The organism is Corynebacterium tapiri (assembly GCF_006334925.1).
Taxonomy (GTDB): domain Bacteria; phylum Actinomycetota; class Actinomycetes; order Mycobacteriales; family Mycobacteriaceae; genus Corynebacterium; species Corynebacterium tapiri.
Genome location: NZ_VDHJ01000009.1, coordinates 98,221 through 113,833, shown reverse-complemented (window position 1 = coordinate 113,833; position 15,613 = coordinate 98,221). Strand labels below are relative to the sequence as shown.

The 15,613-nt window shown below is 66.0% G+C and carries 12 protein-coding genes; 7 read left to right on the top strand and 5 right to left on the bottom strand.

What is annotated here, in order from left to right:
* The first annotated feature begins 58 nt into the window (after positions 1-58).
* The 7 genes from FHE74_RS07590 (at position 59) to FHE74_RS07560 (ending at position 10,833) form a co-directional block, all read left to right on the top strand.
* The gene (locus FHE74_RS07590; protein ID WP_139465898.1) at positions 59-1,126 is read left to right on the top strand and encodes an NUDIX hydrolase; all 1,068 of its coding nucleotides are present in this window, start codon (positions 59-61) and stop codon (positions 1,124-1,126) included.
* Positions 1,123-3,624 (top strand): hypothetical protein, encoded by a 2,502-nt coding sequence (locus tag FHE74_RS07585; RefSeq protein ID WP_139465897.1) that lies wholly within the window; start codon positions 1,123-1,125, stop codon positions 3,622-3,624. Before FHE74_RS07590 ends, FHE74_RS07585 begins: the two co-directional genes overlap by 4 nt.
* 132 nt (positions 3,625-3,756) lie before the next feature.
* The gene (murJ, locus tag FHE74_RS07580; RefSeq protein ID WP_246049228.1) at positions 3,757-7,398 is read left to right on the top strand and encodes a murein biosynthesis integral membrane protein MurJ; all 3,642 of its coding nucleotides are present in this window, start codon (positions 3,757-3,759) and stop codon (positions 7,396-7,398) included.
* 108 nt (positions 7,399-7,506) lie between these two features.
* Positions 7,507-8,160 (top strand): RNA polymerase sigma factor, encoded by a 654-nt coding sequence (locus FHE74_RS07575; RefSeq protein ID WP_139465895.1) that lies wholly within the window; start codon positions 7,507-7,509, stop codon positions 8,158-8,160.
* 23 nt (positions 8,161-8,183) lie between these two features.
* The gene (trxB, locus tag FHE74_RS07570; protein ID WP_139465894.1) at positions 8,184-9,137 is read left to right on the top strand and encodes a thioredoxin-disulfide reductase; all 954 of its coding nucleotides are present in this window, start codon (positions 8,184-8,186) and stop codon (positions 9,135-9,137) included.
* 18 nt (positions 9,138-9,155) lie between these two features.
* Complete coding sequence (gene trxA / locus FHE74_RS07565) at positions 9,156-9,485, top strand: thioredoxin (protein WP_139465893.1); 330 nt, start codon at positions 9,156-9,158, stop codon at positions 9,483-9,485.
* 166 nt (positions 9,486-9,651) lie between these two features.
* Positions 9,652-10,833, top strand: a complete 1,182-nt coding sequence (locus tag FHE74_RS07560) for an N-acetylmuramoyl-L-alanine amidase (protein ID WP_139465892.1) — start codon at positions 9,652-9,654, stop codon at positions 10,831-10,833.
* Here the strand turns inward: FHE74_RS07560 and FHE74_RS07555 are convergent.
* From FHE74_RS07555 to yidC, 5 genes are all read right to left on the bottom strand, one after another.
* Positions 10,830-11,465 (bottom strand): hypothetical protein, encoded by a 636-nt coding sequence (locus FHE74_RS07555; protein WP_139465891.1) that lies wholly within the window; start codon positions 11,463-11,465, stop codon positions 10,830-10,832. The two genes, FHE74_RS07560 and FHE74_RS07555, sit on opposite strands and share 4 nt — an antisense overlap.
* 8 nt (positions 11,466-11,473) lie before the next feature.
* Positions 11,474-12,562, bottom strand: coding sequence for a ParB/RepB/Spo0J family partition protein (locus FHE74_RS07550; RefSeq protein WP_139465890.1), 1,089 nt, complete (start codon positions 12,560-12,562; stop codon positions 11,474-11,476).
* Between the two features lie 5 nt (positions 12,563-12,567).
* Complete coding sequence (locus FHE74_RS07545) at positions 12,568-13,566, bottom strand: ParA family protein (RefSeq protein ID WP_139465922.1); 999 nt, start codon at positions 13,564-13,566, stop codon at positions 12,568-12,570.
* A 66-nt stretch (positions 13,567-13,632) separates the two neighbouring features.
* Positions 13,633-14,295: a 16S rRNA (guanine(527)-N(7))-methyltransferase RsmG gene (gene rsmG, locus FHE74_RS07540; protein ID WP_425456336.1), complete on the bottom strand. Its 663-nt coding sequence runs from the start codon at positions 14,293-14,295 to the stop codon at positions 13,633-13,635.
* Between the two features lie 167 nt (positions 14,296-14,462).
* Positions 14,463-15,593: a membrane protein insertase YidC gene (yidC, locus tag FHE74_RS07535; protein WP_139465889.1), complete on the bottom strand. Its 1,131-nt coding sequence runs from the start codon at positions 15,591-15,593 to the stop codon at positions 14,463-14,465.
* Between the last annotated feature and the right edge of the window lie 20 nt (positions 15,594-15,613).

The following is a 15,613-nucleotide window of genomic DNA, read 5'->3' as shown; positions in this document are numbered from 1 at the left end:
ACGAACGCTCCCGGCGAGAATGCCGGCGTAGCACCTAAGGCGGGTTACGATACACAGAATGACGGATAACGGACAGCACCCCGATTCAGCGGGCGCGCGCTCACCACGCTCTGGCGGTTCAGGCGGCGCGTCGTCCGGCGATTCGGGGCACCAGGGTGCACACAAGCGACGTCGCCGACGTCGCTCCCGGCGCCGTGGTTCCCGTTCCGCACAGCCCCAATCCAACGCTCAGGCCAACTCGCAGGATCACTCCGGGCAAGGAGCAGACAACGGCTCCCGCTCCTCGGAGGGACAGACGCAGCAACGCTCGGAAGGCGGCAACGGTACGGGCAACGGCAATCGCCGTCGCCGTTCCGCACGCGGTCGCCGTGGGCGCTCCCGCAACCGCCAGCGTCCTGAGAACGCGAACAGCGCCCAGAATTCAGCCCAGAGCTCCGACAACGGTTCAGCAGGCGGCCAATCTGCGGGCGCCAACGACAAGCGCGAGACCAACTCCTCCACCGGCTCCAAGTCTCGGCAGCGCAAACGCTCGCGGGGCGGACGTGGCCGGCGAGGCAACGCGCGCAACCGCCAGCACGATCGCTACGGTCAGCATGCCCGGCAGCGCGCGCAGAGCTCGCGCATTGAGACTCGGGATGAGACCTCGGCCGGCGGCCTAGTCGTCTCCGGATTCGCGGAGGCGCTGAGCGCCGACGGTTCGGTGGACCTTGGTCGCGTGTATGTGGCGCTGATCGGTCGCCTCGATCGCCGCGGTCGCCTCTTGTGGTCCATGCCCAAGGGGCACGTCGAGCCCGGGGAGTCCCGTGCCGCCACGGCCGAGCGCGAGGTCTGGGAGGAGACAGGCCTGCACGGCAACGTGATTACCGAGCTAGGTGTCATCGACTACTGGTTCGTCTCCGAAGGCGTACGCATCCACAAGACAGTGCATCACTACCTACTGCGCTACGCCGATGGCGACCTCAACGATGAAGACCCCGAGGTCACTGAGGTCTCCTGGATCCCGGTGTCCGAGCTCATCGAGCACCTGGCCTACGCCGATGAACGCAAGCTCGCCCGCATCGCCCTTGATCTACTCCCGGAGCTGGTGCGAAAGGAGAACTCGGCACGCAAGGCGGAAACGCTGTGAGCCGTTCCCACAGATTGCGCCGCGCCCTGGCTACCGCCCTTGCCGGGGCTGTGAGCATTCCGGCCTTCCTGGGCCCGACCTCCGCTTATACGCAGGGAATCGCCACGCCCATCTCACCCACGGATGAGCAGACCCGTGAGCAGTGGATCAACGATCAGGCCCGGCCCGGGGAGGAGAACTCGCCGGTTCGCGTGGAACTGCTCAGCGCGCCGTCACTGGATAGCCCGGCCCCGCGGCCCCTCGAGCCGTTCACACTGCGCGTGCGAGTCACCAACACCACGCATTCGCCGGTGGAATCGGTGCAGCTTACTCCGCAACGGGCTGGACAGGCGGCGTCGACAAGCGCGGCGCGCAGCGCACTGGCACAGCCGCTGAGCACCTTCGGGTACTACGCCGAGCCCGTCACCGTGGACTCGCTCGATCCGGGCCAGTCGCGGGAGCTCACGCTCACGGTGAACACGGACCCCGCCCAGTCCAACACCCTGACCATCAGCGAACCCGGCGCGTACCCCGTGGCCCTGAGCCTGCTGGGAATGGACACGCAATCAGGGGAGTACCGCACCCTGACCAGCGAGCGCTTCATTCTGCCGGTGGCGCAAGCGGACAAGCCCGCCGATTCCGCCGATGCTCCCGAGAAACAGCCGCCCGGGCTGAGCGTGCTCTATCCCATCACGGCGCCAGTCGACGTGGTCCCCGGTGAAACCGGCCGCGCCCCACAGGAGCAGCCGCTGATTCTGAGCTCGGAGCGACTAGCCGGACAGCTGCGCGAAGGCGGGCGCTTGGATGCGCTTCTCGACGTCTATTCCTCCACCGCGCCCGAGAATTCCACCTGCATCGCCCTCGACCCGGAGTTGGTGTCGGTGGTCGACCGCATGTCGCGGGGCTACACCATCTCGGATACTCGGCCCCAGCCCCAGCGCCCCCAACGCCTGCGCGACTCCTGGGGATCGCAGTCCACCAACCTGGGCACACCAGGGGAGGGGTCCAAGGATGCGCAGGCCTGGATCGACCGCTTGCGCGAGATTGCCGTGCACAACTGTGTCGTTGCCTTGCCGTGGGCCAGCGCAGACCTCAACGCCGTGGCCGCCACCAACGATCCGTGGCTGATGCGCGAGGCCGTCCAGCGCGGACCAGCCACGCTGCAGCAGGTGCTGGGTACCTCCGGGCTGACCAATACCGTGATTTCTCCACGCGGATACGTGCAGCCGGCAACCACCCCGGGGCTGCACTGGGCCGACCAACCGGCCGACTTCCCAGGTGAAGATCCGGGTGAAGATCCGGGTGAGTCCATCGAGCAGGACTGGGAAGCCAGCGCCGGAACCACCCAGCCGAGCAAGGCCACCACGGAGCCCATCAGCGTGCTCGTGGCCGATAACACGGTGTGGAGCGATACCGGCACGGATCGTTTTTCCCGCCTGGATGGGCACGTCACCGCGGTGGGGTACGACTCCTCCCTGGCCGCCACACTGGCCGCCACCGGCACCTCGCCCTCCATCAGCGGGTATTCCAACCCGGCTACTCGCTACGGCTACCGCCAGGACTCCGCGGCGGCCCGCACCGTCACTGCCAATGCTGCGTTGTTGCTCGCTCTCGCGGACCAAGCCGCGGCCTCCCCAGACCCGCAGCCGGTCTTAGCCTCGCTGCCGCTCGACCTTGATCCCACGGTGGCCCGCAATGTCCTCGACACCGCACGCTCGGCCATTGAACGCAACGATGCCCGGGCTCTCTCCCTGACGGACTACCTCGCGCCTGCCCCGGATCAGCTCAACGATCCCGTGACCAGCACGCCGAGCAATCCCGGTTATGGAGCCCCGTTCCGCGACCCCTCCGTCATCTCGGACGCGGAGATCCTGCGCGCCGGGCAGCAGGGGCGCTACACCAATGACCTGACCCGGATCCTGAGCAACGATCCGGCCCTGGCTCTGACCCGCTACGACTTCACTTTGCCGCTGCGCCGCGATCAGCTGCGCGCGCTGACCACGTTGGGGCGGCAGTCGGTGGCCACGGCAGATTCAGCGATCTCGCGTAGCGACGCGATCTTGAGCGCCAACGGGCGAACCCTGCAGAATTTGCGCGATGCCATTCAATTGCTGCCGCCGGGCAATGTGTACACCCGGACGTCGGCAAGCTCGCCCCTGCTCATCGTCGCGGAGAATCGCCTCCCACTGCCGGTGAAGGCCAGCATCCAGTACGACGCCGCGGAGGGCGGGCAGCTCAATCTTCCGGAGAGCGTGCTCATTCCCGCGTCGGGTTCGATCACTGTTCCGATGACGGCGGATCTTCCCGCGCACAGCGGGCTGACCAACCTCACCCTGTGGCTGGCCACGCCTGATGGGACCGCGATCTCCTCCCCGGTGGACATCACGGTGCGTACCCGCGCCACCGCAGTCGTTGCGCTGACCGCGCTGGCTTTGCTGGCCATCGTCCTGGTCGTGGGGTTGGTGGGCAAGAAGCTCGTCGGGAGGCGCAAACGCCCCCGTCCACCGAACACGAGCTAGCGCATTCGCAGGCGGATGACCCCGCCCTGCTCATTCAGCCCAGCCCGTTTCGTACTTTCTCAAAGGACTCACGTCGTGCCCGAGCAGCCTCCGCACCACTTGCCGGGATTGCGTGGACGCATCATCGCGCCCATGCCTCCCGCGCCCGTACCGGTCAGCCGACCTGCGCCCACCCCGGCGGTCGACGAGGAGCCGGTCATCGATCGCTCCGCTTTGACCTCTGACCCGAGCGCTAGTGGGGCAGAGGCCGCCCAGCAGGCGGCAGCTGCCGCAAGCTCGGTCGCAGTGATGGAACGCTCCACCGCAGACGAGCCAGATGTGGCAGAGCCCGCCGGCTCCGGTGCCCATGAGCAGGTCACCGGGGACTCAGCCGGCGCGGAGAGCAACGAGCAGCCAGGCCAGACCAGCAAGGGGGGAGACCGCGACCTGTTGCGCTCGACCGGCTCCATGGCCGTGGCCACGCTGCTCTCGCGCATCACAGGTTTTGTGCGCACCGCCATGATCGGCGCGGCCCTGGGCGGGGCGGTGGCCGACGCCTTCAACACCGCGAACACCCTGCCGAACCTGATTACCGAGATCGTTCTCGGTTCGGTGCTCACCGCGCTGGTGGTGCCGGTGTTGGTGCGGGCGGAGAAGGAGGACGCTGATCACGGTGAGGCGTTCATCCGCCGCCTGTTCACGCTGACCTTTAGCCTGGTCACGGTGGTCACCATCGTGGCGGTAGTGGGAGCGCCGCTGCTGACCAGATTGATGCTGAAGAGCGAGGGCGCGGTCAACGTGTACCTCTCCACATCGTTTGCGTTCCTGCTGCTCCCGCAGATCTTCTTCTACGGGTTGTTCTCGCTGTTCATGGCGGTGCTCAATACCAAGGGATACTTCCGGCCCGGCGCATGGGCCCCGGTGGCTAACAACCTCATCGCCATCGCGGTGATGCTGCTGTACATGCTGCTTCCCAGCTCGCTGAGCGCAGCCGACCAGGCCCCGTTCTGGGATCCACACGTGTTGCTGCTGGGACTGGGAACCACGCTCGGTGTGGTCGCGCAGTGCCTCATCATGCTCCCGCCGCTGCGGCGAGCAGGCGTCAACCTGCGCCCACTCTGGGGTATCGACGATCGCCTCAAGCAGTTCGGTGGCATGGCCGTAGCCATCATTGTCTACGTGGCCATCAGCCAACTGGGCTACATCGTGAACAGCCGCGTTGCCTCCGATTCCAGCCAGGGTGCGATCACGATCTACTCGTATCACTGGCTGCTACTCCAGGTGCCCTACGGCATCATCGGCGTCACGCTGTTGACCGCGATCATGCCGCGCCTCTCGCGCAATGCCGCGGATGGCGATGACCGCGCCGTGGTCCGCGATCTGACCCTGGCCACCAAGCTGACCTTCATCGCACTCATCCCGATCATCGTGTTCTTCGTGGGCTTCGGTGAGCCGATCGCGATGGCACTTTTCCAATTCGGCCGATTCGATGAGGGCTCCGCCTCGATCCTGGGTCTGACGCTGAGCGTATCCGCCTTCACGCTGATTCCCTACGCGCTGGTGATGCTGCACCTGCGCGTGTTCTACGCCCGCGAGATGGCCTGGACTCCCACCTACATCATCGCTGGCATCACGCTGACCAAGATCGCGCTTGCCCTGGCCGCCCCGATGGTGACCACCTCGCCGCAGTACGTCGTGGTCCTGCTTGGTGCCGCCAACGGCTTTGGCTTCCTCTCGGGCGCGATCGTGGGTGCGTTCCTGCTCTCGCGCAAGCTCGGCTCTCTGAACTCCCGCAGTGTGGTGCACACCAGCCTCTGGGCGCTGGGTTCCTCCCTGGTGGGTGTGGCCGTGGCGCTACTCGTGCAGCTGGCCCTGCATGCCGTCCTGGAGGTCTGGCTGGAGACGCTGGGCAACATCGGACAGCTCATGCTGCTGGCAGTGTGCGGCGTCATCTTCCTGATCGTCACCGGCATCGTGCTCTCCCGCTCCGGTCTGCCGGAGGTGCAGAACCTGGGTCGCATGTTCGCCCGCATCCCAGGTCTGGGCCGCTTCATCCGCCCCGACGAGGGCAAGGCCATCCAGGTGGAGGCAGCAGACCCCCACGACCTCTCGGCGCAGCTGGCCGCCAACGACGCCTTCAACGCCTCCCCGGTTCCGCCGCCCATGTCCGCCGGCGTGGTCCGCGGCCCGCGCCTGGTCCCGGGTGCGCCGGTCTCCGACGGTCGCTTCCGCCTGCTGGCCGACCACGGCAACGTGCAGGGCGCACAGTTCTGGAAGGCCCGCGAGGTGGCCTCCGGCAAGGACGTCGCCCTGACCTTCGTGGACACCTCCGGGCAGGCCCCGCTGGCGCCGCGCACCCCGGCAGAGATGGCGCGCACCAGCGCCCTGGTGTCCAAGCGCACCCGTCAGCTCAGCGAGCTGAATCACCCAGGTGTGGCGGACAACGTGCGCATCCTGTCCTACCGCTCGGGCGCGCTCATCGTGGCCGACTGGGTCGACGGTTCCTCGCTGCGCAGCGTGGCCGAGACCGCCGCCGACCCGGACAACGACCTGCTGCTCAACCCCCACGCCGTGGCACTTGCTCTGGCCCCGATCGCCTCCGCGGCCGCCGACGCCGAGGCTGCCGGCACCCCGTTGGGCCTGGACAACGCCTCGCGCATTCGCATCAACCTCGACGGCGAGGCCGTGTTGGCCTTCCCGGCAGTGCTTCCCGACGCCTCGGTCAAGGAGGATGTCTCGTCTCTGGCCTCGGCGATCGAGATCCTGGCCGGAGGAACCTGCCACGAGGGCGACGAGGTCGACGAGGAGCTCGCGCAGATCGCCTACGACGCCCGCACGGTCGCCAACGAGACTGCCGCTGAGGTGGACGCCGACGAAGAGGACGGCACCACCCGCGACACCGTCACCGAAGGCAACGCCAAGGTGCGCGACCTCGCTGCCCGTTTGCACCGCTTCGGGTCCGGCCCGGTTGCGGTTGCCGACGCTGAACTGGAGGCCGGTGAACCCGCCCCTGAGGCAGCCGAGGTGGAGGGTGAGCAGGCGACGCCGCAGGCGTCGACAAGCACCGCCGCCCGAGCCGCACGCGTGGCCGGAGCGCGTCACCACACTGAGACGGACCAGGTCTCCGGCGTGGGCTTCGGCTCGCGCGGTTACACCGGTCGCGGCACTGCCTTCATCGTCGGCGCTGCCATGCTGTTCGTGGTGCTCGCTGCCGCGGCGACGGCGCTGGTGGTCTCGGTGGTTTCTGGCGACAGCGACACGGCACCGATTACTACCGACTCGATCCAAGGTGCAGAGACAAAGGCGGCTGCTCCGAAGCTGCCGATCATCCTCAAGCCGAAGCAAGCCAGCGTGTGGCAGGCTTCGCCGGACTTCTACGGTCAGGACAACCCGGACAAGGCGCCGTTGCTTATCGACGCCGACAATCACACCTCGTGGATCTCTGACTCATACCCGAACGGCCTGGGCGCCAAGCCCGGCGTGGGTATTGCGCTCACCCTCGACGAACCCGCTGTGCTCGAGCAGCTGCGCGCCGATGCCAACGCCGCCGGAGCTCGCCTGACGGTCTATGCAGTGCCGGCCGGTACCGACCCGGCCTCACTGACCCAGCTGGACGGGCTGACCCGCCTGGCCACCGCGGAGCTGTCACCCGGTCGCACCAGCATTGACCTGAAGTCACCCGATCCTGCGACCAAGAACGCCCCGGTGGGCGGGGTCATCGTGTGGTTCAGCGATCTGGGCAAGGACCAGGAGGCCTTCACCATCCACGAGCTTTCCCTGGTGGGAACTCGTTAGTTCACCGCCGTAGCGCCCCTGCAACTTCCCGTGTGCAGGGTTGCCAGGCAGTCTCGATCCCCCCGTGATGTCATGTGGTCCACCGCATGACTTTTCGGGGGGAATCTCATGGACGGGACCATTCAGTCGGGGGACTGTGCGCGCTCTGCGGCGCCATCTACGGAGGAACCGGATGACGACGAGTTGGTGCAGCAGTTTCTCAACGGCAACACGGCCGCCTTCGGGCAGATCGTGCAACGCCACCGTGACCGCTTGACCACGGTGGCCAAGCGCTACGCCCGCAACGAACACGATGCGGAAGACATCATGCAGGAGGCGTGGTTTAAGGCGTCGACAAGCATGGACACCTATCGCGCGGAGGCCAAGCTATCGACGTGGCTGCACCGGCTGGTGGCCAACAAGGCCTACGACTACAACCACGGCAGTCGGCACCGCGAGTCGCCGCTTCTCGACGAACCCACCACCTCATTGCGCCTGCACCCCGCCATGATTTCCCGCCCCTTCGAGCACGTAGAGCACACCCTGATCATCCGCTCCGTGCTCGCACAATTGCCCGCACATCACCGGGCCGCACTGGTGCTGGTGGACCTGCTGGGATATTCGGTCAGCGAGGCCGCCCAGCGCGAAGGCGTGCAGGCCGGCACCATGAAGTCCCGCCGGGCGCGGGCCCGGGAACGGGCAGCTGAGTGGCTGCGCGCACCCGTTGCGGCGGGCGCGCAAGTGGACGGCTCAGCCAAGCGGTCTACAATTGGCCAGACGTAACGTCGCCTTACTAAAGGAGAACCATGACCGACACCGTGCACGACCTCGCCATTGTGGGCTCCGGTCCCGCTGGCTACACCGCAGCGCTGTACGCAGCTCGCGCAGAGCTCAAGCCGCTGGTGTTCGAGGGTTATGAGTACGGCGGGGAACTGATGAACACCACTGAGGTGGAGAATTACCCCGGTTTCCAGAACGGCATCATGGGCCCCGAGCTCATGGAGGAGATGCGCGCCCAGGCCATTCGCTTCGGCGCCGACCTGCGCATGGAGCTGGTCGATTCCGTCGAGCTCGACGGTGAGATCAAGAAGATCCACGTGGGCGACGATGTGTACCAGGCCCGGGCCGTCATCCTGGCCACGGGCGCTGCCCCACGCCACCTCGGCGTGCCGGGCGAGCAGGAGCTCACGGGCCGCGGCGTGTCCACCTGCGCTACCTGCGATGGCTTCTTCTTCAAGGGCCACAACATCGCCGTGATCGGTGGCGGTGACTCCGCTATGGAGGAGGCCACCTTCCTGACCAAGTTCGCCGAGAAGGTCTACGTGGTGCACCGCCGTGAGGAGTTCCGCGCATCCGCCATCATGCTCGAGCGCGCCAAGGCCAACGAGAAGATCGAGATCCTGGTGAACAAGGCCGTGGACGAGGTCGTGGAGGAAGACGGCAAGGTTGCGCGCCTAAAGCTGCGCGACACCGTCAGCGGCGAGGTCTCCGACCTGGACGCCACCGCCATGTTCGTGGCCATCGGACACGATCCGCGCAGCGAGTTCGTCCGCGGCCAGGTCGAGCTCAACGAGGCCGGCTACGTGGTGGTGGATCAGCCGTCGACACGCACCTCCGTCGAGGGAGTGTTCGCCTGCGGCGACCTCGTGGATGATCACTACCGTCAGGCCATCACCGCCGCCGGCTCCGGCTGCAAGGCCGCCCTGGACGCCGAGCAGTACCTCGGTGGCCTCGTCGCGGCTTCCACCCCGAACGCTTAAGTAGGAGAAACCACAGTTATGGCTGCAGGCAACGTCATCACCGTCACCCAGGACACCTTCCGCTCCGAGGTGACGGAGTCAGAGGGCGTCGTACTCGTCGACTTCTGGGCCGAGTGGTGCGGCCCGTGCAAGAAGCTGGGTCCGATCGTCGAAGAGTTGGCCGAGGACTTCGCGGGCAAGGCTCGCGTGGCCAAGGTCGATGTGGATTCGGAACGCCTGATTGCCGCGATGTATCAGGTCATGAGCATCCCCACCCTGATGATCTTCAAGGATGGCCAGAAGGTCGACGAATTTGCCGGCCTGCGCAGCAAGGCAGAGCTGGCCGAGCGCCTGTCAGCTCACCTCTAGCCACACCCCGCGCGCACACGGTATTCCTGTGCGCAAGTGGTAATCTCATGACCATTCCAGGCCCGGACGAGCGAAGGTTTTCTAAGGCTTGTCGACGTCCCGTGGCCGACCCGGCAGCGCAGTCCCGCGCGCCGAGATATGCCTATGCGTAGTTACAGGAGGCCTCGTGGAGCAGAATCTTCACGTTGGTGATGTCAGCGCCCGAGTCGCAGAAGCGCGATCGACGCTCGCCCGACTCGGCTACCTCAACGGCGACGAGGCCGACATCTCCGAGTGGAAGTCCCGCCAGTTCGTCGAGGGTGACAAGCAGTTCACCGAGGAGCTGGCTGACGTTCTCAAGGCTTTCCAGCAGTCCCGCGGAATCTTCCCGTCCGGAGCACTGGATGCGGTTACCCTGCGCGAGCTGCGTCATGCCTCCTACGAGCTGGGTGCGCGCGTGCTCAACTACCAGCCCGGTGCGGAGCTGGTGGGTGACGACGTCGCTCAGCTGCAGACCCAACTCCAGGAGCTGGGCTTTTACGCTCATCGCCGCGACGGCCACTTCGGCGAGCACACCTACTCTGCGCTAATGAACTACCAGCTCAACTCCGGGCTGCAGGACGACGGCATCTGTGGCCCGAAGACCCTGCGGGCGTTGAGCCTGTTGGGTCGTCGCGTGCGCGGCGGCTCCCCCCAGGCCATCCGCGAGCGCGAGCGCGTGCGCAAGGCCGGCCCACAACTGGCCGGCAAGCGTGTGGTCATCGACCCCGCTCTCGGTGGCTCCAACAAGGGCCTGACCGTCTCTGGTCGCTACGGGGACGTCACCGAAGAGGAGCTGCTCTGGGATCTGGCGACCCGCGTCGAGGGGCGCATGATCGCCGCCGGCATGGAGACAATTCTGTCGCGCCCGCGTAACGACGATCCTCAGCCCCAGGAGCGCGCAGACATCGCTAATGCCTTCGACGCGGATGTGATGATCTCGCTGCACTGCGATCGTTACCCCAATGAGAAGGCCAACGGAGCCGCCACGTTCTACTTCGGCTCCGAGATGGGTGCGACCTCGCTGACCGGAGAGACCCTTGCGGGCTTTATCCAGCGCGAGATCGCCGCCCGCACCGACCTGGTCAACTGCGGCAACCACGCCCGCACCTGGCAGCTACTACGCCTGACTCAGATGCCCACGATCGAGGTGGTGCTCGGCTACCTGACCAACCCCTCCGACGTGGCCACCTTGACCGATCCGATGGCGCGCGACCGCATCGCCGAGGCCATCGTGGTGGCGGTCAAGCGCCTGTATCTGCTGGACGAGGATCACCAGCCCACCGGCACCTACGACTTCTCTGAGCTGATCGCCGCCGAGCGCTCCTAGCGTGCGTGCGCCATCTCGGCGCTGCGCAGCAGGCTCTCGGCTTCGGCTGCGGAGAGGATGTCGCTGGCCGGAGGAAGCTCCAGTCGCAGCCGGGGCATAACCGGGTGGTCCCGCACCAGCTCGAAGCCGGCTGACATGAGTTCCTCGGCACGCATGATGCCCGCGCGCCCATGCCGGTCGAAGGATTCCACCTCGGCCCCCTCGTAGACTCCAAAGGCTTCTACCGCCGGGAAACCCCGGTGGGTGAGGTTCATGACTGCCGCGTCCAGCAGAACCGCCTCCATGCCCTGAGAACGCAGCTGGGGGTCGATGAACAGCGAGGTGATGATCTGCGCGTCGTCGGAAACCGGCCCGGATTCTAGGGTCTGTGCGCGGGGCGCGTCGTGGGGTGCGCAGTAGAGCACGGTGGCGCGGGCACCCGTCGGAAAGCTCAGAGTGACCCCGCACTGGCCGTAGTCGGCGAAGCGCGCGAAGAACCACGCCTCCTTTTCCAGGCGGCTGTGGCCCATCGCTGCGATGTTGACCGCAATGTCGGGAGCGATCTCCCAGTAGACGCTGCGCAGGGCCTGCGGATGCAGGTTATCCAGGTCGTTTTCGATGCTGGAGTCGATAGGACGCAGCGGGGCGAACATGGAGGGGCTTACTTATCGCCCTCGATCAGGGACATGATGCGCTCAAAGTCATCCTGATCGCCGAATTCCACCACGATCTTGCCCTTGCGCTTGCCCATGGTCACCGACACGCGAGTATCCCAGGTATCGGCCAGACGCTCGGCTGCAGCGGTGGCAAACTCCGGCGGCGGCGTGGGCGTGCGCTTGCGTGGAGCCGGGGCGGAGCCATCCCGGTTGTACAGGGTGACGGCCTCCTCCGTGGCGCGCACCGAGAGGCCCTCGCGCACGACGCGGTCGGCAATCTGCTCCTGGGCAACGGCTACCTCATCGCCCTTCACACCCAGCAGCGCTCGGGCGTGGCCAGCCGAGAGGACGCCGGCCGCCACGCGCTTTTGCACGGGCACTGGGAGCTGAACCAGTCGAATGGTGTTGGTAATCACCGGGCGGGAGCGGCCCAGGCGGTCCGCGAGCTCGGCCTGGGTAACGCCAAACTCCTCGAGCAGCTGCTGGTAAGCAGCCGCCTCTTCCAGCGGGTTGAGCTGCACGCGGTGAATGTTCTCCAGGAGAGCATCGCGCAGCATGTCCTCGTCGGCGGTGTCCCGGATGATCGCGGGGATAGTCTTCAGCTTCGCCTTGGAGGCCGCACGCCAACGACGCTCGCCCATGATGAGCTCGTAACCGTCATCGTCCGGCGCACGCCGCACGACGATCGGCTGCAGCAAACCGAACTCCTTAATGGAGTGGATCAGCTCGCCCAGATCATCCTCGTCAAAGACCTGACGCGGGTTCTTGGAGTTGGGCACGATGGAGCCGATAGGTAGCTCGGCATAGCGCGCGCCGTAGTCCTCAGATTGCGCGGCCTGTGCAGCTGATGCGGCGGCGGACTTGTCGGCCACGGCCTTGCGCATGGACTTGGGTGGCTGCGTGCGGTTCGTGCCGTTGAAGGTGGGGGCTCCGGGAACCTGTGCCTTCTTCTTGCCGGCATCACCGAAAATCACATCGGCTGCGCCTGAGCCAATGGTGGGGCGCACCGCGTCCCCGGCATCCGGTCCGGGGCCAGAGGGGATGAGGGCTCCAAGACCGCGGCCCAGGCCGCCCTTTTTGGGCTTATCTGCCATCGTGCTTAGTTCTCCTTCTCATCCGTGACTGCTCCGGCCTCGCCGGGTTCCTCGATCCCGTTGTCCGGGTCGTCGAGAAGCGCCCGCGTGGCGGGGCTGACCCCGATCGGGCCAGTCGATGCATGGGGAGCATAGTCCCCACGGTTGGCAAACTCCTTGGCGGCATCGAGGTAGGCGAGTGCTCCGCGCGAACCCGGGTCGTAGTCGATGACAGTCTGGCCGTAGCCGGGTGCCTCGGAGATTTTCACGCTGCGTGGGATCACGTTCTTGAGCACCACGTCGCCGAACTGGCCGCGCACCTCGTCGACGACCTGCTCGGACAGCTTGGTGCGGCCGTCATACATGGTCATCAAGATGCCCGAGATGTGCAGCGAGGGGTTGAGGTGCTCGCGGATCATGGAGATGTTGCCCATGAGCTGACCCACACCCTCCAGCGCGTAGTACTCGCACTGGATCGGGATGAGGACTTCATCCACCGAGGTCATGGCGTTGATCGTGAGCAGACCCAGGGAGGGCGGGCAGTCGATGATGATGTAGTCGAAGCCCTGCTCGGCCACGTGCCCCTTGCGCAGCGCATCGGCCAGGCGGTACTCGCGGCGTACCAGCGAGACCAACTCGATCTCCGCGCCGGCCAGATCGATGGTGGCCGGGATGCAAAAGAGGTTCTCGTTGCTGCAGGCCTGGATGGCCTCCTCGGGCTTGGCCTCGCCGATGAGCAACTCGTAGGAACTCGTGGTTCCCGCGCGGTGTTCTGCACCCACCGCCGTGGACGCGTTGCCCTGTGGGTCCAGGTCCACCACCAGCACCTTCAGCCCGCACCGGGAGAGTGCCGCAGCCAGGTTCACCGAGGAGGTGGTTTTACCCACGCCGCCCTTTTGGTTGGCGACGGTAATCAGTCGCGTGGACTCGGGCTTGGGCAGCTCCAAGACACCGGGGGAGAGTACTTGCGCGGCGCGGCGGGCCGCGGCGGCGATGGGGGTGTCATCCCACTGCTGGTCATCCATGGACATGCGCGCTCACGCCTTCGATTCGTTCCGACATACCGCGACCTAGCTTAGTGGCCCGCAGCGCTACTTCACGCGCCGGATACTAATCAGCCGGGTCGGCTCAGCCAGCACGCTCTCACCTGCAAAGAAGATTTCGGCGTCGGCTCCGCCGGCCTTGCGCACGTCGTACTTGTCGCGCTCGAGTTCCTCGCTAATCGACGCTCCCTTCATGGCCACCATGCGACCACCCACATGAGCCAGGGGGAGGCACCAACGGGCCAGCTTGCCCAGGGGAGCCACGGCACGCGAGGTCACGGCATCCACGCGTCCGGCGCGGCGCACCTCCGGATCCTCGGCGCGACCACGAATGACCTCCACGTTGTCCAACCCCAGCTCGTCCACGACCTCGTTCAAAAACGTCGAACGCTTCAGCAGCGGCTCGATCAGCCGGATTTTCAGATCCTGGCGCGCGATCGCCAGTGGGATGCCCGGCAGCCCGGCTCCCGAGCCCACGTCGGCTACGCTGGCACCCTCCTCGAAGGCTTCCCCGATAACGGCGCAGTTGAGCACGTGGCGGTCCCACAGGCGGTCGATCTCCCGGGGGCCGATGAAGCCCCGCTCGCTGCCCACGGTGGCCAGCAGGCGGTGGTACTCAATTGCCAACGGCAGGCGATCACCAAAGATCGTCGCGGCGGCCTCTGGGGGCGGATTCAGGCTGACAGGGGTGGGCTGCTTGTCGGCTGACACGTTAGCTTCGAACTCCTCGTTGAGTGGGTTTGCTGCTCATTGACTTTAGCGCGTGGCCCGGACACCCCAATCGGAGAGCAGGCCAGCTACCCCCGGACACAGCAAAACCCCGGCTCCGGCACTTTCTCAGTGCGCGGTAGCCGGGGTCGTCGAGAAGCGAAAGAAAGTTACTTCTTTTTCTTCTTCTTAGCCTTGGTGCGGGCCTTCTCCGCTGCCTTGCGGTCTACGGGAGTTACCGCGGTGGAGGGGTTGGAGGCATCCGAGACCTTGTCCGAGTCGTCGGCGATCACCTGGCTGGCGTTGGTGCTGCCGGAGCGCTGGTTATCGAGCTTGCGCTGCTTCTTGGAGCGGCGATCCACGGTGCGCGCACCCGGGGCCGGAGCGGTAGCCTGAGCGGACTCGCGGCGGCGGGCGATCTCCTCGTCCTCTTCCTTGTCCATCTTGGCGTAGACCAGGCGGGTCTGGATGAACGTCCAGAAGGTGTTGGTGAAGAAGTAGAAGAGCAGACCGATGGGCCAGAGGTAACCGGTGAAGATGGTCATGGCCGGGATGAACCACAGCATCATCTTGCCCATCATGTCCTGCTGCATCTGCATCATCTCGGCGTTATCACCGGAGGGAGCAGCCTGCTTGCCGGAGGCGATGCGCGCCTTCTGGCGGTTCAGGGTGTAGCGAGCGTTGAGGTGGGTGAAGATGACGGTGGCGGCGATCAGCGGGACGGCCACCAGGGCGATATCCAGGCGGGCGAAGTCCACGGGCTGGAAGGCGCTGTACTGCTCGGCGGGCATGCCGATCGAGGTGGACAGCGGAACGCCGAAGATGCGGGCGTCCAGGAAGGACTGCACGTCCTGGGCAGAGAAGAAGTAGTTGCCGATCTGGCGGTTTTCCTCCGCGGTCAGCCCCAGGCCGCCGAACTGCTCGCCCGTGCGGTTGAAGGAGCGGATCACGTGGAACATGCCGATGAACACCGGGATCTGCACCAGCATGGGCAGGCAGCCGGCGATCGGGTTGAAGCCCGACTCCTTGTAGAGCTTCTGGGTTTCTTCCGCCTGCTTTTGCTTGTCGTTCTTGTAGCGCTGGCGGATCTCCTGCATCTTCGGCTGGAGTTCCTGCATCTTGCGCGTGGAGCGCAGGGACCTGATCGTCGGGTAGAGCAGGATCGCCTTCACGGTGGCCGTCAGCAGGATGATGGCGAGGGCCCAGGTGAGTCCGCCGTCGTGCGGCATTCCCAGCTTGGTCAGGACCTCACGCCAGAACCAGAGGACGGCGGAGATGGGGTAATAGATGAAATCGAGCACTGAGGTTCAAGGCTCCTTGG

Coding starts and splice junctions, on each gene's coding strand:
- murJ (WP_246049228.1), top strand. CDS start 3,757: ATGCCTCCCGCGCCCGTACCGGTCAGCCGACCTGCGCCCACCCCGGCG.
- FHE74_RS07545 (WP_139465922.1), bottom strand. CDS start 13,566: ATGGATGACCAGCAGTGGGATGACACCCCCATCGCCGCCGCGGCCCGC.
- trxB (WP_139465894.1), top strand. CDS start 8,184: ATGACCGACACCGTGCACGACCTCGCCATTGTGGGCTCCGGTCCCGCT.
- FHE74_RS07550 (WP_139465890.1), bottom strand. CDS start 12,562: ATGGCAGATAAGCCCAAAAAGGGCGGCCTGGGCCGCGGTCTTGGAGCC.
- FHE74_RS07575 (WP_139465895.1), top strand. CDS start 7,507: ATGGACGGGACCATTCAGTCGGGGGACTGTGCGCGCTCTGCGGCGCCA.
- trxA (WP_139465893.1), top strand. CDS start 9,156: ATGGCTGCAGGCAACGTCATCACCGTCACCCAGGACACCTTCCGCTCC.
- FHE74_RS07590 (WP_139465898.1), top strand. CDS start 59: ATGACGGATAACGGACAGCACCCCGATTCAGCGGGCGCGCGCTCACCA.
- FHE74_RS07555 (WP_139465891.1), bottom strand. CDS start 11,465: ATGTTCGCCCCGCTGCGTCCTATCGACTCCAGCATCGAAAACGACCTG.